At 69.8% G+C, this 25,054-nt stretch carries 23 protein-coding genes and 1 tRNA gene; 20 read left to right on the top strand and 4 right to left on the bottom strand.

The window, feature by feature from the left end:
- The first annotated feature begins 19 nt into the window (after positions 1-19).
- From OG254_RS24405 to OG254_RS24390, 4 genes are all read left to right on the top strand, one after another.
- On the top strand, positions 20-460 hold the full coding sequence (locus tag OG254_RS24405; protein ID WP_405595161.1) for a MaoC family dehydratase: 441 nt from the start codon (positions 20-22) through the stop codon (positions 458-460).
- Positions 457-1,623 (top strand): lipid-transfer protein, encoded by a 1,167-nt coding sequence (locus tag OG254_RS24400; protein ID WP_405585370.1) that lies wholly within the window; start codon positions 457-459, stop codon positions 1,621-1,623. Before OG254_RS24405 ends, OG254_RS24400 begins: the two co-directional genes overlap by 4 nt.
- A 146-nt stretch (positions 1,624-1,769) precedes the next feature.
- The gene (locus tag OG254_RS24395) at positions 1,770-2,330 is read left to right on the top strand and encodes a SigE family RNA polymerase sigma factor (RefSeq protein ID WP_351195900.1); all 561 of its coding nucleotides are present in this window, start codon (positions 1,770-1,772) and stop codon (positions 2,328-2,330) included.
- A gap of 187 nt (positions 2,331-2,517) precedes the next feature.
- A complete protein-coding gene (locus OG254_RS24390; RefSeq protein WP_405595159.1) occupies positions 2,518-4,161 on the top strand; it encodes a long-chain fatty acid--CoA ligase in 1,644 nt (547 codons plus the stop codon).
- A 114-nt stretch (positions 4,162-4,275) separates the two neighbouring features.
- Here the strand turns inward: OG254_RS24390 and OG254_RS24385 are convergent, their stop codons facing one another.
- Both OG254_RS24385 and OG254_RS24380 read right to left on the bottom strand, forming a co-directional pair.
- Entirely contained in the window at positions 4,276-8,538 is a 4,263-nt protein-coding gene (locus tag OG254_RS24385) for a PAS domain-containing protein (RefSeq protein ID WP_405585367.1), read from the bottom strand.
- Positions 8,539-8,866: 328 nt separating this feature from the next.
- Positions 8,867-9,382 carry an SSI family serine proteinase inhibitor gene (locus OG254_RS24380; protein ID WP_405585365.1) on the bottom strand — a complete coding sequence of 172 codons (516 nt, stop codon included), beginning with the start codon at positions 9,380-9,382 and terminating at the stop codon, positions 8,867-8,869.
- A 159-nt stretch (positions 9,383-9,541) separates the two neighbouring features.
- Here OG254_RS24380 and OG254_RS24375 point away from each other — a divergent pair.
- Positions 9,542-9,635, top strand: a tRNA-Ser gene (locus OG254_RS24375).
- Positions 9,636-9,695: 60 nt separating this feature from the next.
- Here OG254_RS24375 and OG254_RS24370 read toward each other — a convergent pair.
- Both OG254_RS24370 and OG254_RS24365 read right to left on the bottom strand, forming a co-directional pair.
- Positions 9,696-11,204: a tyrosine-type recombinase/integrase gene (locus OG254_RS24370; protein WP_405585362.1), complete on the bottom strand. Its 1,509-nt coding sequence runs from the start codon at positions 11,202-11,204 to the stop codon at positions 9,696-9,698.
- Complete coding sequence (locus OG254_RS24365) at positions 11,201-11,860, bottom strand: helix-turn-helix domain-containing protein (RefSeq protein ID WP_405585359.1); 660 nt, start codon at positions 11,858-11,860, stop codon at positions 11,201-11,203. Before OG254_RS24365 ends, OG254_RS24370 begins: the two co-directional genes overlap by 4 nt.
- 91 nt (positions 11,861-11,951) lie before the next feature.
- On the opposite strand from OG254_RS24365, the gene OG254_RS24360 reads away from it, so the two are divergent.
- The 15 genes from OG254_RS24360 to OG254_RS24290 all read left to right on the top strand — a co-directional run bounded on the left by OG254_RS24360 (position 11,952) and on the right by OG254_RS24290 (position 25,042).
- A complete protein-coding gene (locus OG254_RS24360) occupies positions 11,952-12,179 on the top strand; it encodes a helix-turn-helix transcriptional regulator (RefSeq protein WP_405585356.1) in 228 nt (75 codons plus the stop codon).
- Positions 12,176-12,511, top strand: a complete 336-nt coding sequence (locus tag OG254_RS24355) for a DNA-binding protein (protein WP_405585353.1) — start codon at positions 12,176-12,178, stop codon at positions 12,509-12,511. The genes OG254_RS24360 and OG254_RS24355 overlap by 4 nt, the downstream gene beginning before the upstream one ends.
- Before the next feature lie 133 nt (positions 12,512-12,644).
- A complete protein-coding gene (locus tag OG254_RS24350) occupies positions 12,645-13,082 on the top strand; it encodes a hypothetical protein (RefSeq protein ID WP_405585350.1) in 438 nt (145 codons plus the stop codon).
- A 233-nt stretch (positions 13,083-13,315) separates the two neighbouring features.
- Positions 13,316-13,540, top strand: a complete 225-nt coding sequence (locus tag OG254_RS24345; protein ID WP_405585347.1) for a hypothetical protein — start codon at positions 13,316-13,318, stop codon at positions 13,538-13,540.
- Entirely contained in the window at positions 13,537-15,990 is a 2,454-nt protein-coding gene (locus OG254_RS24340; protein WP_405585344.1) for a DUF3987 domain-containing protein, read from the top strand. Before OG254_RS24345 ends, OG254_RS24340 begins: the two co-directional genes overlap by 4 nt.
- The gene (locus tag OG254_RS24335) at positions 15,987-16,592 is read left to right on the top strand and encodes a GNAT family N-acetyltransferase (protein ID WP_405585341.1); all 606 of its coding nucleotides are present in this window, start codon (positions 15,987-15,989) and stop codon (positions 16,590-16,592) included. Before OG254_RS24340 ends, OG254_RS24335 begins: the two co-directional genes overlap by 4 nt.
- A 21-nt stretch (positions 16,593-16,613) precedes the next feature.
- Complete coding sequence (locus OG254_RS24330; RefSeq protein ID WP_405585338.1) at positions 16,614-16,922, top strand: hypothetical protein; 309 nt, start codon at positions 16,614-16,616, stop codon at positions 16,920-16,922.
- A gap of 277 nt (positions 16,923-17,199) precedes the next feature.
- Positions 17,200-17,892 carry a hypothetical protein gene (locus OG254_RS24325; protein WP_405585335.1) on the top strand — a complete coding sequence of 231 codons (693 nt, stop codon included), beginning with the start codon at positions 17,200-17,202 and terminating at the stop codon, positions 17,890-17,892.
- Between the two features lie 59 nt (positions 17,893-17,951).
- Positions 17,952-18,275 (top strand): hypothetical protein, encoded by a 324-nt coding sequence (locus OG254_RS24320; protein ID WP_405585332.1) that lies wholly within the window; start codon positions 17,952-17,954, stop codon positions 18,273-18,275.
- Positions 18,272-18,487 (top strand): hypothetical protein, encoded by a 216-nt coding sequence (locus OG254_RS24315; RefSeq protein WP_405585329.1) that lies wholly within the window; start codon positions 18,272-18,274, stop codon positions 18,485-18,487. Before OG254_RS24320 ends, OG254_RS24315 begins: the two co-directional genes overlap by 4 nt.
- A 13-nt stretch (positions 18,488-18,500) precedes the next feature.
- Complete coding sequence (locus OG254_RS24310) at positions 18,501-18,878, top strand: helix-turn-helix domain-containing protein (protein ID WP_405580706.1); 378 nt, start codon at positions 18,501-18,503, stop codon at positions 18,876-18,878.
- The gene (locus tag OG254_RS24305; RefSeq protein ID WP_405580703.1) at positions 18,875-19,255 is read left to right on the top strand and encodes a hypothetical protein; all 381 of its coding nucleotides are present in this window, start codon (positions 18,875-18,877) and stop codon (positions 19,253-19,255) included. The genes OG254_RS24310 and OG254_RS24305 overlap by 4 nt, the downstream gene beginning before the upstream one ends.
- A complete protein-coding gene (locus OG254_RS24300) occupies positions 19,252-19,728 on the top strand; it encodes a hypothetical protein (protein WP_405580701.1) in 477 nt (158 codons plus the stop codon). Before OG254_RS24305 ends, OG254_RS24300 begins: the two co-directional genes overlap by 4 nt.
- 758 nt (positions 19,729-20,486) lie before the next feature.
- A complete protein-coding gene (locus OG254_RS24295; protein WP_405580686.1) occupies positions 20,487-20,705 on the top strand; it encodes a helix-turn-helix domain-containing protein in 219 nt (72 codons plus the stop codon).
- Positions 20,705-25,042, top strand: a complete 4,338-nt coding sequence (locus tag OG254_RS24290; protein WP_405585326.1) for a hypothetical protein — start codon at positions 20,705-20,707, stop codon at positions 25,040-25,042. The genes OG254_RS24295 and OG254_RS24290 overlap by 1 nt, the downstream gene beginning before the upstream one ends.
- The last annotated feature ends 12 nt before the right edge of the window (positions 25,043-25,054 follow it).

Here is a 25,054-nt window from a genome sequence, read left to right as displayed (position 1 = left end):
GCAGTCGACGGCGATCCGGATCAGGGCCGGTGATGCACTGCCGCCGCTGGAGATCCCGATCACCCGCACCCTGATCGTCGCCGGGGCCATCGCCTCACGCGACTACCAGGACGTGCACCACGACGCGGAGCTGGCCCACCAGAAGGGCTCTCCGGACATCTTCATGAACATCCTGACCACGAACGGCCTGGTCGGCCGCTACATCACCGACCACTTCGGACCGACGACCGTGCTGCGCAAGGTGGCCATACGACTCGGGGCGCCCAACTACCCAGGAGACACGATGGTGTTGACGGGCCGGGTCGAGGAGGTCGACGGCGACACGGCGACGGTACGGGTGGTCGGAGCCAACGGCATCGGCAAGCACGTGACCGGCACGGTGACGGTCACCGTCCCGGGAGCGGCGGCCGGCGTCCCGGCGGGCGCTGCGGGCAACGTGTCCTCGGAGGGCCCGGCATGAGCGTGCGCGAGCGGGACGCCCTGGGCGGTCGGGCGGCGATCGTCGGTATCGGGGCCACCGAGTTCTCCAAGGACTCCGGGCGCAGCGAGCTCCGGCTGGCCGTGGAGGCGGTGCGGGCAGCGCTGGACGACGCGGGGCTGACGCCGGGAGACGTGGACGGGATGGTGACGTTCACGATGGACACCAGCCCGGAGATCACCGTGGCGCAGGCGTGCGGGATGGGGGAGCTGTCCTTCTTCTCCCGCGTCCACTACGGCGGCGGCGCGGCCTGCGCGACCGTCCAGCAGGCGGCGCTCGCGGTGGCCACGGGGGTCGCGGAGGTGGTGGTCTGCTACCGGGCGTTCAACGAGCGGTCGGGCCGGAGATTCGGCTCGGGCGTGCAGCACCGGGAGCCCTCGGCGGAGGGTGCCGCGCTCGGCTGGTCCCTGCCTTTCGGGCTGCTCACCCCGGCCTCCTGGGTGGCGATGGCGGCGCAGCGCTATCTGCACACCTATGGGCTGACGCCGGAGGCGTTCGGGCATGTGGCGGTGGTGGACCGCAAGTACGCGGCGACCAACCCGGCCGCGTACTTCCACGGCAGACCCATCACCCTCGCCGACCATGCGGCCTCGCGCTGGATCGTCGAGCCGCTGCGGCTGCTGGACTGCTGTCAGGAGACGGACGGCGGTCAGGCGATAGTCGTCACGTCCGTCGAGCGGGCCCGCGACCTGCCGCACCCGTCGGCCGTCATAGCGGCGGCGGCCCAGGGCGCCGGCCGAGGGCAGGAGCAGATGACGAGCTTCTACCGGGACGACCTCGCCGGTCTGCCGGAGATGGCCGTGGTGGCGCGCCAGCTGTGGCGGACGGCGGGGCTGGGGCCGGGAGAGATCGACGTGGGCATCCTCTACGACCACTTCACTCCGTTCGTGCTGATGCAGCTGGAGGAGTTCGGGTTCTGCGGGAAGGGGGAGGCCTCGGGATTCGTGGCCGAGGAGCGGCTGCCGCTCAACACACACGGGGGGCAGCTCGGGGAGGCGTATCTGCACGGGATGAACGGAATAGCGGAGGGAGTGAGGCAGGTGCGCGGGACGTCCGTGAACCAGATAGCAGGGGCGCGGCGGGTGCTGGTGACGGCCGGGACAGGGGTGCCGACATCGGGACTGGTCCTGACTGCCGACGGGTGACCCCCAGGGGTAATCCCGCAGTACGGGTCCATCCCTCGTCCACCTTCAGGAGGTGGAGTCAGCCCCACCCCTACAACCTGAGGCGGACGTTGCTTCGGCACCTGCGGCCGATCCGCTGAAGCAGGGCTCGCTCATAGCGTGGAGCCATGACCACACCCGTCTGCACCAGCGCTTCCGACGCCGCGACGCGGTCCCGTCCGAGCGCGACGTATCCCTCCTTCACGTCGTACGTACGAGCCCGCCAGCCGGTGCTGCTGCGTACCGCCCGCTCGCTCACCGCGAACCCGAGCGACGCGGAGGACCTGCTGCAGACCGCGCTGACCAAGACCTACGTCGCCTGGGAGCGCATCGAGGACCATCGCGCGCTCGACGGCTATGTGCGCAGGGCGCTGCTCAACACGCGCACGTCGCAGTGGCGCAAGCGCAAGGTCGACGAGTTCGCCTGCGACGAGCTGCCCGAGCCGGAGCCCCTGCCGGGTCACGACGACGACCCCGCGGAGCAGCAGGCACTGCACGACGCGATGTGGCGCGCGATCATGCGGCTGCCGGCGCGGCAGCGGGCGATGGTCGTCCTGCGGTACTACGAGGACCTCAGCGAGGTCCAGACGGCCGAGGTGCTCCAGGTCTCCGTGGGCACGGTGAAGTCGGCGGTGTCGAGAGCGCTCGGCAAGCTGCGCGAGGACCCGGAGCTGGGGCTGGTTCGGTAGGGGGCGGTGCTCGCCGGTGGCGAGGGGTCCCGGCCCCAACCCTTAGCGGCAGAGCTCTGTGAACGCAACGTGACATGATCGATCGGCCGACCCTAGTGACATACCGCTCGGTATGCGCGCAGAATCTCCGCAACCCTTACTACCGCGTAGGCAATGTCGCCCCCGGGAGGACGCCGTGCTGAGCACCATGCAGGACGTACCGCTGCTGATCTCAAGGATCCTGACCCACGGGTCGACGATCCACGGCACATCGCAGGTCACCAGCTGGACCGGCGAGGCCGAGCCGCACCGCCGTTCCTTCGCCGAGGTCGGGGCGCGCGCGGGCCAGCTGGCGCATGCCCTGCGTGAGGACCTGGGCGTGACCGGCGACGAACGGGTCGCGACCCTGATGTGGAACAACGCCGAGCACGTCGAGGCGTACTTCGCGATCCCCTCCATGGGCGCGATCCTGCACACGCTGAACCTCCGCCTCCCCGCCGAGCAGCTGGCCTGGATCGTCAACCACGCCGCCGACCGCGTCGTGATCGCCAACGGTTCGCTCCTCCCTCTGCTCGCCCCGCTGCTCCCGCACCTCAAGACCGTGAAGCACGTGGTCGTGTCGGGGCCGGGTGACCGTTCCGCGCTCGCCGACGCCGCGGTTCAGGTGCACGAGTACGAGGACCTGCTCGCCGGCAAGCCGACCACGTACGACTGGCCGGAGCTGGACGAGCGGCAGGCCGCCGCCATGTGCTACACCTCCGGCACCACGGGCGACCCGAAGGGTGTGGTCTACTCCCACCGTTCGATCTACCTGCACTCGATGCAGGTCAACATGACCCAGTCGATGGGTCTGACCGACCAGGACACCTCGCTCGTCGTGGTCCCCCAGTTCCACGTCAACGCCTGGGGCCTGCCGCACGCCACCTTCATGACCGGCGTCAACATGCTGATGCCGGATCGCTTCCTCCAGCCGGCCCCCCTCGCCGAGATGATCGAGCGCGAGAAGCCGACGCACGCGGCCGCCGTACCCACCATCTGGCAGGGCCTGCTCGCCGAGCTCACCGCGAAGCCCCGGGACGTCTCCACCCTCGGCCAGGTCACCATCGGCGGCTCGGCCTGTCCGCCCTCGCTCATGGCGGCGTTCGACAAGCTGGGCATGCGGGTCTGCCACGCCTGGGGCATGACGGAGACCTCCCCGCTCGGCACGGTGGCCCGCCCGCCGGCCCACGCGGTCGGCACCCAGGAGGAGTTCGCGTACCGGCTCACCCAGGGCCGCTTCCCGGCGAGCGTCGAGGCCCGGCTCACCGGCCCCGGCGGCGAGCGCATCCCGTGGGACGGCGAGTCGGCGGGCGAGCTGGAGGTGCGCGGCCCCTGGATCGCCGGCGCCTACTACAACGGCCCCGACAGCGAACCCCTGCGCCCCGCCGACAAGTTCAGCGAGGACGGCTGGCTGAAGACCGGCGACGTCGGCACCATCTCCACCGACGGCTTCCTCACCCTCACCGACCGCGCCAAGGACGTCATCAAGTCCGGCGGCGAGTGGATCTCCTCGGTCGACCTGGAGAACGCCCTGATGTCCCACCCGGACGTCGCCGAGGCCGCCGTGGTCGCCGTCCCCGACGACAAGTGGGGCGAGCGCCCGCTGGCCACGGTCGTCCTCAAGGAGGGCGCCAGCACCGACTTCGAGGCCCTGCGGAGCTTCCTCGCCGAGGAGGGCAAGATCGCCAAGTGGCAGCTGCCGGAGCGGTGGACGGTCATCGCGGCGGTGCCGAAGACGAGCGTCGGCAAGTTCGACAAGAAGGTGCTGCGCAGGCAGTACGCCGAGGGCGGCCTGGACGTCACCCAGCTCTGACGCGGCCCCGACCCTAGCCGCACATCGAAACAGCCCGGCGTCCCTGAAAAGGGGCGCCGGGCTGCTTCACGTGCACTGCCGGACCGTCGGCCAGTCGGCCAATTGGTGAATTGTTCAGTTGGTCCCGATCCGCGACAGCAGGTCCACGATCCGGTGCTGCACCTCGCCGCTCGTCGAGCGCTCCGCAAGGAACAGCACCGTCTCGCCGGAGGCCAGCCGCGGCAGGTCGGCCTGGTCGACGGCGGCCGTGTAGACGACGAGCGGGGTGCGGTTGAGCTGGCCGTTCGCGCGCAGCCAGTCCACGATCCCGGCCCGGCGCCGGTGCACCTGCATCAGGTCCATCACGACCAGGTTCGGCCGGAAGTCACCCGCCAGCATCACCGCGTCGCCGTCACTCGCGGCCCGCGCCACCTGCATCCCACGCCGCTCCAGCGTCGCGGTCAGCGCCAGCGCGATCTCCGCGTGCTCCTCGATCAGCAGCACGCGCGGCGGATGCTGCTCGCTGTCCCGAGGGGCCAGCGCCTTCAGCAGTACGGCGGGATCGGCGCCGTACGCGGCCTCGCGCGAGGCCTGTCCAAGGCCCGCGGTCACCATCACCGGCACCTCGGCCGCGACGGCGGCCTGCCGCAGCGACTGCAGCGCGGTCCGCGTGATCGGCCCGGTCAGCGGGTCGACGAACAGCGCGGCGGGGAACGCCGCGATCTGCGCGTCGACCTCCTCGCGCGAGTGCACGATCACCGGCCGGTAGCCGCGGTCGCTCAGCGCCTGCTGGGTCGTCACATCGGGCGCCGGCCACACCAGCAGCCGCCGCGGGTTGTCGAGCGGCTCCGGGGGCAGCTCGTCGTCCATCGGCTGCGGACGCGGAGTGTCGGCGACCTCGATGGCACCGCCCGGCCCGTCCAGCGGTTCGGGCCCCTCGGCGGCGTTCTCGTCCGGGGCGCCTATGGCGTACGACCGTCCGGCCGCCTCGACAGCAGGCGCGAGCCGCGACTGTCCGGCCTGCGACGGCTGTCCCTGAGAGGGAGAGGCCACCGGCTGCTCGGCCGACGGGTGCGGCCGCGCCGCCTGCTCCACCGAGGCACCGGCCCGTGCGGCCGGGTCGGGCGGCGTGCCGAGCTTGCGGCGCCGTCCACCGTTGGTCTGATGTGGCGGAGGCGTGGCCGACGGCGGCGCGGGCTGCTGCACCTGGGCGGCCTGCCGGGTGAAGGGCACGCCCTGCCCCAGCGTCCGCACACTGATCGCGCGACCCTGCGTCGAGTTCGGATCCACGGGAGCACCCGGGCCGGCGGGAGCGGCGGCTTCGGCAGGAAGCGGCTGCGCCGCCCGCTGCTGCCCGGCCCCGCTCGCCACGGCTTCGGGAGGCAGCGCAGTACCCGGAGCCGGAGTGCCCTGGCCCGGCCGCGGCCGACCCGACGGTGCGGGCTGCGCCGGCTGGGGGGCGTTCGGATTCGGCGGTACGGGGGTGGCGGCGCCGCCGTTCGACGGTCCGGCCGTCCCTGCGCCCGGGGTGTCGTCGGCAGCGGGCCACGGCTGCGGGGCCGGGACGCCTTGCGCCGGGGTGCCCTGCACGGGGACGCCCTGACCGGGGGTCGCCTCGACAGGGAGGGGCCGACCGGGCACCGGCTGGGCCTGCGCCTGCTGCACCGGAGTCACCTGCCCCGTCACCTGCCCCGGAACGCCCTGTGCGGCCGCACCCTGCGCCGGGACCTCCTGCGCAGCCGCCCCGACCGCTTCCCCCGGCGGGGTCACGGCCCGTCGGCGCCGTCCGGTCGGCGCGCTGGTGGGGTGCGGCTGCGGCGGGGTGTGGTCCTCGGCCTGATCATGCGGGACGGCATCGTGCCGACCCTCGTCGCCGCGTACGCCTCCCGGAACCGGAACCGGAGCCACGGGCGAAGCCGGCGCCATCGCGGCAGCGGCCGGTGCGGCGGCAGCCGAACCCGGAGCAGGCACCGAAGCCGGCTCGGCCCCGCCCGGCTTGTTCGCCGCCACCGCGGGAGCCCGGTCCGCCTCGGCCGGCGGCAGCGCGAACACCGTACGAGGCCCTGCCTCCTGCGCCTGGGCCCGCGCGCCGGCCCGCTCGGCAGCCGCGGCCAGGGCGCGCCGACGCCGCCCGCCCGGCTGGGAGCCATCGCCCGAGGAGGCCGTATCGGACCCGGAAGCCGCCGCAGCGGAGTCGCCGGCGGAGTCGCGGGCCGGGGCGGGCAGGGCGGGCGGCAGCGCGTGCTGCTCGCCTCCGTCCCGCCGGGCGCGTCGTCCGCCGGGGGCGGGCACGCCCTGCGGCGGGACGGTCCCGCCCAGGCCGTTCCCGATGGCGGCGGTTCCCGCCGCATGCTCGGCGGCCGTGACGACGGCGCCCTCGGAGACATCGTCGCCGCCGTCCTCGGCGGGCCGTCCGCGACGCCGTCCGGTACCGCCGGAGACGTCGGAGCCGGCGTCGCCCGTGCCCGAGGGGAGCTCCTGCGCGGCCGCCGCGCGCCTGCGCCGTCGGCCGGTGGGCGCGGCGTCCTCGGCATCGGTGGAACCGCCCTCGGCCTCGGCATCGGGCGTGTCGCTCTCCAGGAACGCGTCGACGGAGGAGCGTCGGGCCCGCCGCCGCCCGCCACCGCCACCCTGCCCGGCTCCCGCGGTCCCATTGGCCCCGTTAGTCCCGTTCGTCCCGTCACCGGCCTCGGCCGAGCCGGCGGCGGCATCGACGGGGACGGCGGATACCGCCCCCGCCCCACCTCCGATGGGCACTTCGAGGACGAACGCACTGCCGCTCATCCCGGGCACCTCGTGCGTCTGCAGCACCCCGCCGTGAGCCCGCACGATCCCGCGCACGATCGGCTCGTGCACCGGGTCTCCCCCGGGATACGGCCCGCGCACCTCGATCCGTACGACCTCACCGCGCTGCGCCGCCGCCACGACGACGGTGTTGTCCATGTAACCGCCCGCCGACACCGGCGAGTTGCCGGTCGCGTCGACCCCGGCGACATCCGCGACGAGATGCGCGAGCGCGGTGGCGAGGCGCTGCGGGTCGACCTCGGCCTCGATGGGCGGCGCGTGCACGGCGAACTGCACCCGCCCGGGGCCGATGAGTTCGACGGCCCCGTCGACACCCGCGGCGACGACGGCGTCGAGCATCACCTTCGTACGGGAGACCTGTTCGCTGCCGGAGTCCAGCTGCTGGTAGCCGAGGACGTTGTCGATCAGCGTCGTGATCCGCGAGTAACCGGCGGACAGGTGGTGCAGGACCTGGTTGGCCTCGGGCCACAACTGCCCCGCGTCATCGGCGGCGAGCGCGGCCAGCTCACGGCGCAGCTCGTCCAGCGGACCGCGCAGCGAACCCGCGAGCAGCGTCAGCAGCTGATCGTGCCGCCCGGACAGCGCCTCGTACCGGTCCTTCTCGCGCTCGCCGAGCGCGGCGTAGCGCTCCTCGCCCGCGCCGAGTTCCTCGTCGTGCTGCTCCTGGAGCTCCTCGACCTCGGTGACGTGCTTCTGCCGCAGGGCGGTCAGCTCGGAGGCGTGTTCCTCGGCGAGCCGCTCCAGCTCCTCGGCGTGCCGCTTCTCATCTGCCGTCTTCTCGTCGGCGAGGGAGTCGTAGGCCCGGCGGTCGGTGAAGGTCATCACGGCGCCGACGAGCTGGTCGCCGTCGCGCACGGGCGCGGTCGTCAAGTCGACGGACACCTCGTCCCCGCCCTTGGACCACAGCACCTGCCCACGCACCCGGTGCTTGCGCCCCGAGCGCAGGGTGTCGGCGAGCGCGGACTCCTCGTACGGGAAGGGCGACCCGTCGGCACGGGAGTGCAGGACGAGCGTGTGCAGCTCGCGTCCACCGAGGTCGCTGGCCCGGTAACCCAGTATCTGGGCGGCGGCCGGGTTGACGAGGACGATCCGCCCGTCGGTGTCGGTGCCGACGACACCTTCCGACGCGGCCCGCAGGATCATCTCGGTCTGCCGCTGCGAACGCGCCAGCTCGGCCTCGGTGTCGACGGTGCCGGTCAGATCACGTACGACGAGCATGAGCAGCTCGTCACTGCCGTAGCCGTACCCGTCGTAGGCCTGCTGGCCGTTCTCCAGATTCGCGGACGTGACCTCGACCGGGAACTCGCTGCCGTCGGTGCGCCGGGCCATCATCCGGGTCGGCTTGGTCCGGCCCTGCGGGTCCATGTGATCGGGCCGCCGCATGGACCCCGGGATCAGCTTGGAGTCGAACTGGGGCAGCAGATCGAGCAGCCCGCGCCCCACCAGAGCGGTCCCCGGCGCCTCGAAGGCCTCCAGGGCGATGGTGTTGGCGTTGACGACGGTCCCATTGGCGTTGACCAGCACCAACGCGTCGGGCAGCGCGTCGAGTATGGCTGCGAGGCGAGCAGCGCCTCGGGATGGCCTGCTGCTCACGAGACGCTTCCTCCCTGTTACCGCACCTTCCGGACCGCTCGGGCCATCTTGCCAACCGGCCCGCAGCGTGTCACGCGAGGGAGTCTAAGGGTTGGGGTTGCGCTCGCGACGCCGGATGAGAGGGAGGTCGCACGACGAAGTGACCCAGAACGTATGACCGCCTGTGCCGGCGTCCTTCCCGTGTCCGCCCGATGTCCATGCCGACTTCGCGAGACCTTCGCGGGACTTTTGCGGATCTGGTGCGTCCGGTATGGAAAGCCTGTGCGACGGGCGACGGGAGGTGCCGACGGCGGACCGCACATCAGCCCAGGCGCATATACGGACTGCTTTACGCCCGCTGTCCTTCGGCCCGCAGGTCGGGAAGGAGCGGCACGAGCCGGTCCCAACGGGCGATCTCGCACCCGTCACCGCGGTCGTAGCGGGCGTCGACGGGGCGCCCGGCCCAGGTCCCGGTGACATGCGCGGTGGCCGACCCGCCGTACTGCATGGTGCAGAGGGTGCCCTCCGCCACCGGGGCGAAGGTGTCCTTGCCCCACCGGGCACCGCGGTCGAGTACGGCACAGGCGTCGGCGGCGTGGGGGTGGTTGCCGCCGGCCGGATGGCAGGTCAGCTCATAGGTCCCGTCGGCGTCGCCGCCGGCTTGGCGGACGGTGACGGTGAGGCGGTCGCCGGAGCGGTCCTGGCCCTGGAGGGACGGGACGGCGGGGGCGGGCGCGGTCTGGGGGTGGGGGGAGGCGGTGGCGGGCACGACAGAGGTGAGGCCGACGGCGGCGAGGGTGCCGGTGGCGGTGAGGAGCGCCCGGCGAAGGCGTCCGGCCCGGGCGGAACGGTTGACCTGCAACATGACCTGACTAACGCCGTACAACGCAGGACGTTGCGCACAGCGGGAAGGGCTTTGCCCTGCGACCTCTCCGCCTAGTACCGTGGGAGTCGATTGGTGACACCACGCTCGACTGTGTCATCATCTGCACGCACCACTCGCGCTCGCGCGGGCGGCTGTGCGGGAGGCGTCGCCTAGTCCGGTCTATGGCGCCGCACTGCTAATGCGGTTTGGGACTTCAATCCCATCGAGGGTTCAAATCCCTCCGCCTCCGCCACCTGACCAGGGAGTTCGGCCCGAAACGGCTGGGCTCCCTGAGTCGCGTTCAGAGGCACTTTCAGCCCCCAGATGGCACGTTGATGGCACCAACGGCCTTGAGGCGATTCTGGCGCGGGATGAACGCGGCAATCTTGCGCGTCGCGTCCTCGGCCAGCTCCTCCGCGACTACGGCATAGACGTCCTTCGTGAACGACACCGACGCGTGGCCGAGCACCTCCGACACGAACTTGTCGTCGACGCCGGCCGCGATCAGCATCGTCGCCGCGCCGTGACGCAGATCATGGAAGCGGATCGGGGGCAGCGACATCCGCAGCGCCACCTCGACGGCCGCCTCGGACGTCCGGAACTTCCGGGCGATCCGCTCGACTGGCCAACCCTCCTTGCCCTTCGCGCGGATGTTGGCGTGCCGTTCGATGAGGATCCGGAAGCGGCTCGACAGGTACTCCGCCTTGAGCGCCTGGCCGTCCTCGTAGCAGAACACCCGGCCCTCGTCCCGGTACAGCTCGCCCCACTGCAGACGCTCCTCGAGCTTGCGCTTGTGCCAGGCCCGCAGGACACGCACGGTCTCGTCGTCGAGAGGGATCTGCCGGTAGCCGGCCTCAGTCTTCGTGTCGTCGAGCTCGTCGTCCGACTGCGACTGAAGGACGTGCAGCCGTCTGCGCTCGAGGCTGAGGTCCTTCTCGTCCACGCCGACCAGCTCGCCGCGCCGCGGCCCGTAGTAGGCGTCCAGATGGAACGCCGGATACATGCGCTCCTCGGAAGCCTCGGCGAAGTCGAGGAAACTGCCCGTCTGCAAGGACGTCCAGACCATCACCTTCGCCGGGATGTTGCCCGACTTCTCCCACGCCGCGACACGCTCGTCCGTCCACAGCAACGGCTTTGCCCGGCCCTGCTTCCGCTTGCCACCCTTGGACCGCCACACCCCGTCAGTCGGGTTGTCCGGCCGGATCTTCGACAGCTTCACCGCGTCCGTCAACGCGCCGTGCAGGACCGCGTGAACGCGGCGGATACGGGACTCGCCGATCGGCCGGGTATGCACCCGTCGGCCGTGGCGGGTGGCTCGGGCTTCCTTCAGACGGCGCAGGATCTCCGACCGGTCGTCCTTCTCCTCGGGCCGGTTGAGCTTCCGCATGGCCGCGTACAGCTCGCGGAAGTGCTCGTCGGTGAGGTCGACGACCTTTATGTGCCCGAGCCCTGGCTTGCCGTACAGGTCGATCGCCTCACGCTCCGCGTCGAGCGTGGACTTCTTCAGGCCCTCGCCGGTCTCGGCCTCCGACACGCGCCAGGCGTAGCGGCGCTCGAGGTACTCGCCGAGCGTCGTCTTCCGCTCGTCGTGCGCCTTCGGGTTGGCGGCGGTGCCGAGCACCCTCGCCAGCTCCTTCTTGCACTCCGTCTCCGTGGTGTACGGCCCGATGCGCGGCTGTCGGCGCTTCCCCTCGGCGGACGGAGGCGCTTCATACCGGGCGTACCAGCCGCCGTGACCCTTCTTCGGCAGGTCAGAGCACTTCTTCCCCAGTAGCCGTTTCGTCTCCGGATCCCGGCACGAGCAGGCCTTGTACGGCTTCATTCATCACTCTCCTCGGACAGTCCTACGTACTTGATGTCGAGCCCCGGCGTGTCGATGTACGCCAGGGACGGTTCGATGGGGGGAGGCGTGAGTCCCTTGCTGCGCATCTCCTGGCGGACCTCGCGAAGCGTGTCCGCGATGCGCTTCAAGGACTCGCCGGCGAACTGCGCAAGGTGCGGCTCGGCTCCGCCTGCCGCGCTGCGCATGAGGTTCTGAAGGTTCAGGTTGTTCGCCCGCCAATCAGCCGTCAGCTGGTCGTGCCGGCGGAACAACTGCACAGGCTCGGCGTCCTGCCGATCGGCCTCCTTGTCCAACGGCAGACGGTCTTCCTCGCCGGTGAACCACTTGAGCGCCGCCCACGGGTCGGCCGCTTTCCCGGGCAAAACCTCGGTCAGTTCCTCGAGGCCCACAGGGAACAGGAGCTGGGCCGGCGGCACGCGGAGAATGCGGGCGATGACGATCAGCTCGACGACGCTGAGCGCCGGCCGCCGGCCGCCTTCGAAGTTGGCGAGGACGGACCGTTTGATGGGCAAGCCGTACTGCTCGGTGCAGATGTCAGCCAGCCCTTGAACGCTCATGCCGCGCTCGAGGCGGTAGCGGCGTACCTGCTGGGCGACACCTTTGACGAGCCTGGCTTTCCACTCTTCCGCCTCCACGTGCCTCCACCTTCATCCTTGTGCCCGTTTGCTCAGATGACAATACCTGGGTCAGTTGACACCTGCTACCCCCGTATGCACCCTTGTGCTTGTGGAAAACGAATCCGCCGTTGTTCGGCATCTCAGCGAACGCGACGCGGGCATAACTCGGCGCGAGTACGCCGCTCTCGCCCGCGTCCACCCCGACACCATCAAGCGCTGGGGGCGCGCCGGTATCGGCCCCCAGCCGCGCCGAGTCGGTCCTCGTCTCGTGCGGTACGACCGCGATGAAGTCCTCGCCTACCTGCGAATCTCTGACGGCGAGGTGTCGGCGTCGTGAGCGCCTGGACGCGTGAAGCCGTCGAGGCGCAGGGGCCGACGACTGAGGTGCCAGTGCTCGCCTCGATCCTCGGCGTGGACAAGGACACGATCTACGACGCGATCCGGCGCGAAGAGTGGTCGATGACCCGGGTTCTCCGTCTCGGCCGCCGCATCAAGATCCCGACGCACGACATCGTCACGTACCTGTTCGGCTCCGCCGGGGCCTCCCCGGCAGTGCCATCGCAGTGCCAACACGACGAGTCGCCGCAGTTCACAGCGCATCAATCGCAGTCTCAATGCGGTTGCACCCCGGCCGCTTCAGGGGTCGTACACCAGCTTCGAGGCGCATAGAAGCGGCCCCCATCAGGACGGCGCGCCAACGCCGGCCGACAGGGGCCTGATCCAACCCGCACACGCCGAAGCCCCGGGCATCTTCGCTCGGCAGCGACCCAGGGCTTCAACGACAGATAGGACTCCCAGCATCATGACAGACCGCGAAGCCTTCGACGAGATCGCCTCCAGCATCGACGACAGCAGCGCCTTCTACGGCGCCATCCAGGAAGCCCGGGCCAAGCTGCATCGCGAGCACCCCGGCGGCGTCGACGTCACGCTGATCGGCCACGAGGCGTGGCGGCAACTCACCCCCGTACAGCAGGCGCAGGCCCTCGACGGGCTGTTCGTCGCGTACATCGTCCGCCTGCACGACGAGGAGCGCGCCGCCAAGCTCAACGACGCGGCGGCCGAGGTGAAGACGTACCTCGAAGGCGACGACGAACACGTGCTGCACGACGCCCTCAGCGCGGTCCGGCCCATCGGCGAGAACACCGAGGTGAACGGGGTCTGCGCCTCCGCCCTCGCCAACGTCCTCGACGAACTTGACCTGCTCCGCCACCGGCTCGCCATGAGCAAGAGCGAAACCTGAGCACCCGGTCGCGCCCACGCCGGGCGCGGCCACCATTCCACATCCACTCGCGAGGCCGCTCTACCGAGGAACCCGCATCGGCCCTCGCCCCGCGAACGGACCACCACATGGCGACAAAGGAAAAGGGCCCGGAGCTCATCCCGGACCCCCACCCGACGCCCGCGACGGCGCCCTCCACATCCACTACGAGTGTAGTCCGCCCCGCGATGCGGCTACCGGGCGAACGGCCAGACATGCCGGACTCCATGCACAGCGGGCGGACACGCGAGCAGCTGAGCGAGCAGTGGATGCGCGAACGCGCCCGCCACGAGCTCGTCAAGGACAGCATCCGCTGCCACCTCGCCGAACAGCCCACCCCGCGGGCCGTGCGCCTCGTCGCCCGCCGCTGGATCCGAGACATCCACTTCATCGCCGACGGCGTCATCGCCGCCCTGAACAGCACGGAGACCACAGAGTGAGCGCTCGTCAGCGTGTCGAGGAGGCACTCGACGGCCACGGCTGCAAAGGCCGCGGCCCGTCCTGGCAATGCCCGTCGCATGAAGACCGTGCGCCGTCGCTGTCCATCAACACCCGCAGAGACGGCAACGGCGTAATCCTGAAGTGCCACGCCGGATGCACTGTCGACGAAGTCCTTGCAGCCCTGGGACTGGCCCTGCAAGACCTCTTCGACGAGCCACTCGAGAAGCGGGAACGATCGCAGGTCGTAGCTGAGTACGCGTATTGCGACGAAGGCGGCGCGGTCCTCATGAAGGTCAAGCGCTTCGAGCCAGGCTTCGACGGCAAGACGAAGTCGTTCGCCCAGTACGGGGCGGACGGTTCAAAGGGCTCGAAGGGTATTCGCCGCGTCCTGTACCGGCTCCCTGAAGTCTTGGCTGAGGTCCAGGCCGGCGGCACGGTGTTCGTCGTCGAGGGCGAGAAGGATGCCGACAACCTGCACAACGCCACTGGAGCTACCGCGACGTGCAACCTTTCCGGTGTCGGCGGAGGGTGGCGCGAGGATTACACGAGCAGCCTCCGCGGCGCCGCGGAAGTGGTCGTCATCGCCGACCGCGACGAGCCCGGCCGCAAGCACGCAGCCGCGATCGCCGCTTCTCTCGAGCGAGCGGGAATCCCGGTGCGCACCCTTGAGCCCGCCAAGGGTAAGGACATCTCTGACCACCTGGCGGCGGGCCTCGGGTACGACGACCTCGTACCCCTGGATCCGCGTCCCGCAAATCCCAAAAACGAGGGACCCGCCCAGAGTTCGGGACCGCAGCGCGATTCCGGGACTTCTGGGACGCAGAACCGGGGCTCCGGATGGGATGACCCTGTCCCCCTCGATACCCGCACGCTGCCGCCATTTCCCATCGACTCGCTCGGCCCCCTCTCCCAGTTTGTGCGCACCACGGCCGAGGCCCTGCAAGTCCCCAATGACATGGTTGCCTTCGCTTGCCTGGCAACCATCTCGACTACGACCGGCGGGCGCCGGAAGGTCAAGGTCAAGCACAACTGGATTGAGTCGACCGCCCTCTACCTGACGTGCCTGGCCGACAGTTCCGAGAAGAAGACGCCGGCGCTCAATGCGGCAGCCGATCCGTTGCGGGCCATTGAGACGGAGCTGATCGAGGCGGCCCGTCCCTCCGTGGAGGAGAGTGCGCAGGAGATCCGCATCACGACCGCTGCCATGGACAAGGCCGAGAAGACGGCTGGCAGCAGCGGCGACAAGGATGCTCGAGACAACGCCAAAGCGGATGCAGAGGAGGCGCGCCTCAAGCTGCTCGAACTGGGAGACACCCCGTCGCTCCCGGTCATCCTGGTCCGCGACATCACGCTCGAGGCCCTGGCCCTGCGCATGGCCGAACAGAAAGGGCGCCTCGGGTCCCTCGCGTCCGAAGGCGGACTCTTCAAGATCGCCGCCGGGCTCTACGGGAATAACGGCAAGGCGAACACCGACCTGCTCCTCGAGGGTTACACCGGTGGCCCGTACAGCATCGAGCGCGTAGGCCGACAGGACCGCAGGATGGCCAGCACCTTCCTGGCCCTGGGAATGATCGTGCAGCCCGGCATGGTCGCCGGTCTCGAGAAGAAGAACCCTGAGTTCCGGCAGTCCGGATTCCTCGGCCGCTTCCTGTACGCCAAGCCTGCGCCCACCGACTACGACACTTTCGACACCCCCGAGGTGCCCGAAGAGGTAGTGGAGGACTACGAGCAGCGCATCCGGGACCTCGTCGAGAAGGTGTGGGACACCTCCGACGTAGTGGTAATGAACCTGACAAGCGAAGCCCGTATAGAGTTCGGCGCCTTCTACGACCGGTTCGGGCAACGACGGAAGCCTGGCGGAGACCTGCACGACATCGCCGACTGGGCAGGCAAGCTCCGGGGTCAGCTCATCCGCATTGCGGCCTGCATCACCCTCTACGAGAACCCTTTCGCCACCGAGGTCAGCCTCGACCGGATCAGGGCCGCAATCGCCATGTGCCCCTACTTCATTGCCCACGCCCGCGCCGTGTTCGACCTCATGGGCAAGAACCGGGAGGGCGCGCTCAAGCCGCTCCGTGACGTCATTGAGTGGCTTCGCAGTCGCACGGCCCCCGGGGTGGACTTCTCTGCCCGCGAGGCGTGGCAAGCGCTCAAGGGTCGCGAGTGGGCCGAGGACATGGAGGTCATGAACGACGTCCTCGCCGAGCTGGAGAAGACCGGATGGATTGCCCTACTGCCACCCCCGGACACCCAGGGAAAGCGCGGCCGTAAGCCCTCCCCCCGCTTCGAGGTCCACCCATGGGTGGCCAATCCTCCGCAGCCACAGGAGCACTCGGACGGATCCCGTCCCACAAATCCCAATAACCAGCCGGTGTCTCACCTGCCGAACGCTGGCGGAGATTACGGGATTTCTGGGACGCCGGACGGCCAGGAGAGGCGGGCCTCATGACAACCCGCCCCGCGCCGGCACCCGTCGAGGTCACGGCCGTTGCTCTTGACCCACATTCCGACGGGCATGTCAGCGCCCTCACCTGCTTGTTCCGCGACTACCTGCTCGAGGACTTCGACCGCCTCGGCTACTTCCCACCGGGGATACCGCTCGCCAACTGGCTTCGGACCATGCTCATCCACGTCGACGGCACGCCCGCCGGCTTCTGCTCCGTCGACAACAAACGCCGTGCCGTCGAGCTGATCTACGTTGCCCCCGCCTACCGAGGTCACGGGATTGCCTCTCGACTGCTCAGTGAACTCCGCGATTCCTGCCCCCAGTCAATGAAGCTGAAGGCGCCTCTCAGCCCCGGCGGGCAGGCGTTGGCGGTCCGACTGGGACTCGCAGTCTCAACGCCAGACCAGGCCGAGATCGACAGTGCCCGGCAGAGCATCGACCAGCTGCACCACTCCCTGCATGAGCACTGCACGCATCGCCGAACCGGGGACCCCCGGCGCCCCTGCAGGCGCTGCTACCGAGCCGCTCTCAAGCGAATGGCGGTTGCGATGGTCGTGAACCCCTGCGAGCTGGCCCGCCGCTTCAACGCCCTGAACATCGCCTAACCCCGCACGAAGGAGAACGCCATGACCGAGCCCACCGTCATCGCCCTGGGCGACGACCGCGACACCAAGTACATCGTGCAGACCATCCCCGTCGACACCGGCACGTGCAGCCACGCGCACGACAGCTGCGGCAAGCCCGGCGTCATCGCCGTCCGCAACACCCTCGACCAACAACGGCCCACCGAGAGCAGCACCTACCGGATCACCATGTGCGCCGAGCACCAGGGCGCCGCTGCCCGCATGCATGAGCTGTGGGTGGCCGACGCCCGCAAACTCCAGGACCCCGACGAGCGCGCCGAGTTCCTCGCCAAAGCCGGCATCACCGCCTGATCCATCCCCCGGACGGGCGAACCAGCACGGCCGTACCGTCACAGCACAGACCACCTAGAACCACCCAGGAGGGGACATGCAAGTGCGGGCAGTTGATCTACCCGAACTGCGGGCCGAACTCGCGACCGCCCTCGCTCAACCTGACTGGACCTTCTTCTATGAGGACCGCAGGGCCGCCCTCGCTCGCAGAGGAGCACCGTCAACGACGACCGACGAACTACAGCGGATGGAAGTAGGGGCGCTCCTCCTCGGCGATCTCTTCTACGTCACGGAAGAGATGTACGAGCTCGCCAAGGCCGCCGCCAAAACGCTGCCGCCCTTCACGCTCCAGCCCGAGGACGTCCCCTCCGAATTCGGCTTCGCGTATCTGGCGCCAGGAAACCACGCCCCGCCTGGATCCCTGAACTCCGTGGCGGCGGTCGAGTGGTGGCCGACCGGCGTAGGAGTCCGCCTCAACTTCTACTGCGAGACGGAACAGATGCTCGCAAGCATGGCCACCCTGGGGAAGGCCACCCCTGAGCAGATCAACAGGCATCGGCGCAGCACAGGGCGCCTATCGCCCATGCTGTCCGAGGCCATCGTTCGATTCGGCCACGACCCTCTCGAGGGCGCCGACGAGGGCGACGAGGAGTTCGTCCGAACGATCCGCGCCATGTGGCTTCTGATGCAGCAGCCGCTGGCGCGTCAGGCAGACATCCCGCCGGACAGGGCTACCCGCAAGCGGCTTGCTCGTTCGGGTCACGAACCGGCCCCTGTCCGGCTCATCGGGCTCCGGCGCCCGCAAGGCGGCGGCAGTTCCGGAAGCGGAGACCGCGAGTACCACCACCAGTGGATCGTCCGCGGGCACTGGCGACAGCAATGGCACCCAAAGCGTCAGGTCCACCGTCCTGTCTGGATCGCCCCGCACGTCAAGGGCCCCGAAGGCGCTCCGCTCATCGGCGGCGAGAAGGTCAACGTCCTCAAGCGATAGCAGCCGGCCCCGCTCATACCGGGGCCGGCCCCGCTCATCACACCACGAAGGAGAACCGCATGGACCTCGCCCCCGGCAGCGTTGCCGCACTCACCGCCGCCCTTCCAGGCTGGACGGTCGCCATCGACTGGCTCCGTGACGACGAAGACGTCGAGACCTGCCCGATCGTCGCCTGGGCCGTCGTTATCGGACAGCCAGACGAGTCGACCGGCAAGCCGACGACATCCGTTGAGCCCGTCTTCATCTACATGGGAACCCCCTACTCCGAATCAGAGTTTCGCAACGACATGAACATCGCGGCCCGCGCTACGGCGCGTGTAGCACTCGAGGTCATCGCCCCCAACTCGGAAGAGCAAGCGGATACATCGGAGTCCGCACCGTGACCTCGCACATCGAGAACGAGATACAGCAGCGCATCGCCCGGGTGCGCGCCGAGGCCGAGCGCAAGCGCCAGGAGCGCCAAGAGCTCGCCCGCCGGCGTGCTGCCGGCCTCGCCAAACGGCACGCACGGAAGCTTCGGCGCCTCGCCGAGAAGGGACGGGAGCTGGCTCCCACCCTCGACAACACGACCTTCGCCGCCAGCGGCGCTATGTAAGGAGTGGCCGCCCATGACCGTTTCTGACCTGGACGCGAAGAGCCAGGCGATCATCCTGCTCGCCCGCGGCGCGTCGACCGACAAGACCGGCGAGACGCTGGGCGTATCGGGGCGAACCATCCGAAGGTGGCGCGAAGACCCCGACTTCGAACAGGACGTGCTGACGGCCCGGCGGGAGCTGCTCGCCGAAGCGCGGGCCGCCCTCGCCGGCGCCGCCCGGGACGCCATCACGACCCTGCACGCGGCGCTGCAGGACGAGAACCCGGCGAACCGGATCCGGGCCGCCTCCATCCTCGTGAACACGCTGCCTGCGATCTCCGAGCAGCTTGAGCTCGAGGACCGGCTCGCCCAGCTCGAGGCGGCCCTCGGCGATGCACGGAGGTCAGCGTGAGCTCCCGCGACATCCGTGCCCGCCTCGACCGCCTGGCGAAGGCCCTCGGCGAGCAGAAGACGGACGGCCCGGTGTGCCGCTTCCACGGGTTGCGCTGCCGTATGGGCGCCAACTGGCCGCTCGACTATCAGGAGGACCCGGCCGACGAGCTGCTCGACCTGTTCGCCGACGCACGCCGGAGCCTCGGGCTCGAGGTCGCGCCGCACCCGCGGGACCGGTGGCGCACCGACCGCCACGAGCAGGTGCCGCCCGAGGAGCTGGCCCGCAACAAGCAGGAGGCCGACGAGCTCCTCACCGCCGTGAAGGCCCGCAACGACCAGCTCGAGGCCGCGCTCCGAGCGGAGCCGGCAGTCATCAACCACCAGGAGGAATCATGACCATCGACTTCAACGGCACGCCGTTCAGTGCGAGCGTGGCGGGGGACCGCGTGCACGACTTCCGTCTGCCGCTCGACCGGTCCCGCGTCCCGGCGAAGACGCAGGAAGCCCTGCACGCCGTACAGGAGGCGCTCACCGCGGGCGAGAAGGCCAAGACGCAGCCGGCGAAGCGGGAGGCGTCTGACGCCCTTCGTGCCGCTGTAGACGACGTGTACGACCGGGCGGCGTCGACCAGCCGGGCGGACCGTGAGACGCACCGGGAGCAGTACGCCTACGGGGCGGCGAAGCTTGCCCGTGCGCTCGGGGAGGCCCAGGCCGCGCTGCAGTTGATGGCCGATCACGGCCAGCAGTACGCCAACCCGGTCGGTGTGGGCTTCCCGTTGGACGTGCGGAGCCACTCGCCTGCGGTCATGCAGCTGCGGCTGATCTCCGAGACCATCGCCAACCTGCCGTCCGTGCCCGAACTGGCCTAGGGAGAACCGTGGAGCGGAAGACGAGGACCAGGCGGCCGACGCCGGCGGAACGGCACGCTGCCCGGGCGTTGGGCCGGCCGGAGCCGGATGAGGTGGTTGAGGATGTGACGCCGGCGGCTGCTCTGATCGCCGAGCGGTTGACGGCGTCTCGGGTCTCGGCGAAGCCGAAGGGCATGCAGACGTTCGAGTGGTACGGCATTCGTGCTCGGGGTGGTGACGGGCCGGACGCGGCCTGATATTCACTGCCTGCTGATTTTGCCCGGCCGCACCGCACGGTGGCCGGGCGCAGCTGTGCGAACGGTCTCCACACTGTGGAGACTTCACCCCCTAACCGCATAGGGGATGCGGTTGGCTACCTGTGACCTGCGGCTTTGTCGGGCGGATGGCACGCGTATGGCACGGCGGGGAAGCGGCGGCGCTCCGGCCACGGTGCTGTCCAGCAGGCGCAGCCTCCGAACATCAACCTTCGAATCAAAGGGATGAGATCCATGGGGCCTACGATTCATAGGCTCACTGGAGTATCGTTCCAGTTGGACGAATCGAGTGCAGTCGCAAGGCCAGGGTTCCAGCGGCCGGGATGGACGCCGGGCGGGACAGCCCACGGGACATGAGGCAGCAGCTGTAAGGCGTGGCGAACGAGCAGCCGGATGGGGGCTGCGAGGCCATCGCGTGATGCGAACGCCGAGCGAGACGAGCGGGCCCACCTCGAGCCCGCGGGACGCGTCCGTATCCGCCGACGCCTCGCCCTGGGAGCCCCCGTGCCCCGTACCTTCAACGGCCCCCGCTTCCGCGATCAGCGGCGCCTCGCCGGCCTCTCCGTCGAGGACATCGCCGCCCGCATCGGGCGCTCCACCTGGTCCGTGTGGGGATATGAGCGCGGCACAGCAGTGCCCCCGATCCCCGTGGCTGACGCCATGGCCGACGCAGTCGGTCTGCCGCTGGACCGGTTCCTCGCCGACGATCTGCAGGCCGCCTGATGGCCGGCGCATTCCGCATTGCGGAGGGATATGTCGAGGTCACGGCCGACGAGTCTGGCTACAACCGGACCATGGACCGGCTGCGGTCCAGGCGGAATCAGGTCAGCGTCGGCGTCAAGCTCGACGACCGCGAGGCCCGTACCGAGCTCGACCGCTTCACACGCGACCGCAACCTGAAGGTCAAGGCGGTCCTCGACCGGTCTGCCCTGTCCAGCGCCCGCTTCCGTGACCTGACCGTCAATCTTGTGCCCGAGTTGGAGGAGGCGGCGCGGCGGCTCGCCGAGTCCCAGCTCGCCACCCTCACCCGCGACCGCACCGTGCGGATCCTCGCGGACGCTGAGACGCGGGTGGCCGCCGATGACCTGGCGCTGCTCACTCGGCCTCGCACCGCCCGCATCACCGCGGACGCGGACACCCGTTCCGCGGCGGACGATCTGGCGCTGCTGACCCGTAGCCGCACGGTCAACGTCCGTGTCGACGTCGACGGCGCCGCCCTCGGGATCCTGTCCGGCCTCGGAGGTGCGGCCGGATCCGCCGGCATGCTGTCGTCGCGCCTCGCTGCCCTGGCCGCCGCTGCGTTGACGGCACTGCCCGCGGTCGCCTCCCTCGGTGCCTCTCTCGTTCAGATCGGGCCGGCTGCCGCCCTCGCGGTGCCGGCGCTCGGCGGCCTGGTCACCGCCGTCGCGACCCTCGCGGTCGGCCTCAGAGGAGTGGGCGCCGCATTCAAGGCCGCCGGCGACAAGAGCGGGCAGAGCGGCGCCTCAGCGGCAGCCGCCGCCCGGGCGGTGGCAGAAGCGCAGATCAACGTGGCCCGTGCGTCCCGCTCGCTGAAGGAGGCCCAGCAGGACGCGGCGCGGGCGATCGAAGACGCGCAGGCCCGGGTGAGGGACGCCGCCGAGGATGTTCGCGATGCCGAGGTGCAGGCGGCAGCTGACAGGCAGGCCGCGCTGCGCCGGGTCGCCGACGCCGAGCGCAGCCTGACCGATGCGGTGAGGGACGCGAAGGAGGCGCAGGAGGATTTGACCGAGGCGCGTGAGGAGGCCGCGGATCAGCTGGAAGACCTCAACAACCGGCTCGTAAGCGCCGAGTTGGACCAGCGTCAGGCTGTTCTCGACCTCCAGGACGCGGAGAAGGAACTCGCCGCCGTCCGCGCTAAGGGTGCTGCCGCAACTCAGGAAGAGATCGACGAGGCGCAGCTCGGCTACGACAGGGCGGTCCAGCGGCTGAAGGAACAGCAGACGGAGACGGAACGGCTGCGGGAGAAGACTGCCGAGGCGAACGCGGACGGGGTCGAGGGCTCGGAGACGGTCCGTAACGCGCAGGAGAAGGTGGCCGACGCGCAGCGCACTGTCGGCGACCGGGCGCGCGATGTGGGGGACGCGCAGGCTGAGGCCGCGCAGACAGCGAAGGACGGCGCCGACTCGGTCCGCGACGCGCAACTGCGGCTCGCGGAGGCGCAGCAGGGTGTGGCTGATGCTCAGGTCGCGGCGGCGCGGCAGGTCCGCAGCGCGCAGGAGGCGTTGGCGGATGCGCAGCGGGCCGTCAACGCCGCGCAGTCCCAGGGTGTGACGCAGACCGACAAGTTCGCCGAGGCCATGGCGAAGCTGTCGCCGAACGCCCGGGAGTTCGTCACCGCGGTGCGCAGCATGGGCCCCGCGTTCTCGGAGCTGCGTCTCGACGTCCAGGATCGCCTGTTCAAGGGTCTGGGGGGTTCGTTCACCACGATGGCGACTGCGTCCCTGCCTGCGCTGCGGGTGGGGCTGGGCGGGGCCGCGGACGGCCTCAACGCGGTGGCCCGCGACTTGATGGGCACCTTCACCCGGCTCGCCGACCAGGGCGTGCTGACCCGCATGTTCCAGGGCCTGAACGAGGGCTTCGGCCCGCTGAAGAAGATCCCGGGCCAGTTCGCGCAGGCGTTCGTGCAGTTGTCGGTCGCGGCGTCGCCCGCGTTCAAGCGGATCACTACGGCGATGGCCGGGGAGTCCACCGAGATCTCGAAGAAGTTGTCGGCCGCGTTCGAGTCTGGCCGGCTCCAGGACGCCATCGATCACGGCATCGACGTGGCGAAGCGGTTCGGTCGCCTCCTCGCTGACGTGTTCGGGTCATTGAGGAACATCTTCGGTGCGGCCGCGGCTGGCGGCGGGGATGCGCTGACTACGCTGGGCAACGCCTTCAAGGAACTGCGCCGGGTGACGGGGCTGCCGGAGATGCAGGACGGGCTCACCCGGATCTTCGCCGCGTTCAACTCGATCGCGTCCCTGGTGACCACCGTCGTGGGGGCGGCTCTTGCGGGGCTGGTGCCGATGCTCGCGCCGTTCGCGGATCTGGTGAAGACCATCGCGGATGCGGCCAAGGGTCCGCTGACTGCGTTCTTCCAGTTCGTCGCAGACCACCACGTGATCTTCGGCTCGCTTGCCGCCGCCGTCCTCGGGATCGCGGCAGGCATGAAGCTGTGGGCGATCGGCACGCTGGCGGTTGCGGCGGCCCAGGCGATCTTGGCTGCGGTGACGGCCGCGTCGCCGTTCACGTTGATCGCCCTCGCGGTCATCGGCGTGGGTGCGGCGTTCGCCTATGCCTGGCACGAGAGCGAGACGTTCCGGGACATCGTCACCGGTGTGTGGGAGTCGGTGAAGTCGGCGTTCTCGGCGACGGTGGAGTGGGTCAAGAAGTACCTGATCAAGCCGTTCCAGGAGGCCTACAACCTCATCGTCGGGAACAGCATTGTCCCCGACATGGTGAAGGCGATCATTGGCTGGTTCTCCAAGCTGTGGACGCGGACGAAGGAGCTGTTCACCCAGCTGAAGAACTGGGTCGTCGACCTGTGGAAGGGTCTGTGGGGGAGCGTCCGCGCACGGTGGGATTCGTTCTGGAGCGGGCTGAAGGGGTCGGTGTCCGGGGCGTGGAAGTGGGTCCGCGACAGCGTGTCCGGCCTGCGGAGCGCGGTGAGCAACGCCTGGTCGGGCCTGTGGAACGGCGCCCGCGACAAGGTGACGGGCATCTTCTCGACGATCCGCACGAAGATCAGCGAGTTCAGTTCAGGCATGAGGAGCGCCTTCACCAACCTCAAGAACGGGCTCGGCTCGATCTGGAACGGCATCAAGTCGACAATCGGTGCACCGGTCAAGTGGGTCATCAAGAACGTGTACGGCGGCATCCGCAGCATGTGGAACACGATCGCCGGGAAGATCAGCAGCAAGCTCACTCTCCCCGCGATCTCGCTGGGCTTCAACAAGGGCGGCGTCGTCCCCGGCCAAGGGAACTCGGACACCGTGCCCGCCATGCTCACCCCCGGCGAACGCATCCTGTCCAACCAGCAGGTTGCCCAGCTCGGCGGCCACCGCGGCATCGACGCCATGCTCGGCCGGGACAAGCCCACCCGGACTGGCGGCAACCCCACCAGGCGGCAGGAGAAGGAACGCCAGCAGGCCGGCACCCAGCACTTCGCTGAGGGCGGCATCGTCGGGTCCATCAGCAGCGCGATCGGTTCCGTTGCCTCCTGGGCGAAGAACATCGTCGTCGGCGGGCTCAAGGCCGCCGCACAGAAGGCCATCAACTCGATGGTGAGGCCGCTCATCAACCAGATCCCCGGCGGCGGCGTCGGCAGCCTGATGCGGGGCCTGTCGAACCGGGCTCTTGACGGGATGTTGGGCTGGTTCGGCAAGGAGGACAAGAAGGCTGCGGGCGGGCCCTCGGTGCAGCGGGCCCTGTCGTGGGCCAGGACGCAAAATGGCAAACCGTATCAATGGGGCGGAAACAATAACCCTTCCTGGGACTGCTCAGGTCTGGTTTCAGGCATCGAGTCCGTAATCCGTGGGGAACGTCCGCACCGCCGGTGGGCGACCGGCTCGTTCAGCGGCTCCAGCGGCCCGCCCGGTTGGGTGCGGAACCTGAACTCGCCTTACATGATCGGCATCACGAATGCCGGTGTGGGGCACACGGCGGGCACGCTGGCCGGGGTGAATGTCGAGAGCCGCGGCGGCGACGGTGTGGTCATCGGCAAGGGCGCCCGCTCCTACAAGGACAGCCTGTTCACGTCCCGGTGGGGCTTCGCGCCGGCCGCCAAGTTCGACTCCGGCGGGCTGCTCGCCGATGGCGCGTCACTGGTGGTGAAGCAGACCCGTAAGCCGGAACGCGTTCTGGACCCGCGGCAGACGGCCCTGTTCGAGCAGTTGGTCACCCAGGCCACGACTGCCGGGGCGGGCGGCGTGACGATCGAGAACATCACCGTGAGCGGCACCTTCGACTTCTCCAGCCCGGCGGAACAGAAGCGGGCGGCCCGCCAGCTGGTGGCTGCGATGAAGGAAGAGCTGCGGAACTTCGACCGAGGCCGCACCTGATCGCGGAGAATC

Source organism: Streptomyces sp. NBC_01092, assembly GCF_045039535.1.
GTDB lineage: Bacteria > Actinomycetota > Actinomycetes > Streptomycetales > Streptomycetaceae > Streptomyces.
Note: the sequence above shows the minus strand (reverse complement) of the source record. Positions and strands in the feature narration are given on the sequence as shown.